Source organism: Hymenobacter agri (assembly GCF_054778495.1).
Genome location: NZ_BAAGZM010001168.1, coordinates 1 through 704, shown reverse-complemented (window position 1 = coordinate 704; position 704 = coordinate 1). Strand labels below are relative to the sequence as shown.

Below are 704 nucleotides of genomic sequence, written 5' to 3'. Positions count from 1 at the left end.
TGTGCGTGAAGGTATGGTTGCCGAGCAGGTTGCCCGCCGCGTCGAGCTGCCGCAGCAGCTCCGGCTGCTGCCGCGCCCGCCGCCCGATGCAGAAGAACGTAGCCGGCACCGCGTGCCGCGTCAGAATCTCCAGAATCTGCGCGGTGCCGGGCACCGGCCCATCGTCGAAGGTGAGGGCAATGTGGGGCTGGTCGGCTGGCCCGCGCCATCTGGTGTCGACAAAAAACGATGAGCTGATGCGCGCCGAGCCATAAGCCGCCGCCGCCACGTAGGTCGCTATTGGAAAGGCCAGCCACCACAGTGAGGCATTGGCCCACCACCACAGCGCGAGCACTAGGGCACTGCCACCCACCAGCGCCAGTTGGGCCCGGCGATACCTCAGCATGCCCGAAGCAGCATGAGCGACTGGTGCTTCTGCTGAAAGCGGTTGTAGATGAGAGTGGTACGCGGAGTGCCGTGCTTGGTGCTAGCCAGCAGGTCAGTGCCCAGACGCAGGGCAAAGGCGCTGGCCGTGGGGTACTCGCCGCACAGGTGCTTGAACTTCTGCACCGGCCCGGCGTGGGCGAAATCGGCCAGGAAGCGGCCGATGGCCGCGTCGTTTTCCTGGTCGCCGTTTTCGCCGGTTATTAGCAGGTCGGCCTGGGGCAGGCCGTGCGCGACCAGCAGCTGCCGGGCCACGGCCGCCGCCTTTTCGGGCGTGCCAA

General features: G+C 67.0%; 2 protein-coding genes. Both read right to left on the bottom strand.

Annotated features, from left to right (window positions below):
* A partial coding sequence (locus ACYVDE_RS25130) for a polysaccharide deacetylase family protein (protein ID WP_460504244.1) occupies positions 1-385 on the bottom strand: 385 nt, incomplete at its 3' end.
* On the bottom strand, positions 379-704 hold a 326-nt coding region (locus ACYVDE_RS25125), incomplete at its 5' end, for a hypothetical protein (RefSeq protein WP_460504243.1). The genes ACYVDE_RS25125 and ACYVDE_RS25130, both read right to left, overlap by 7 nt.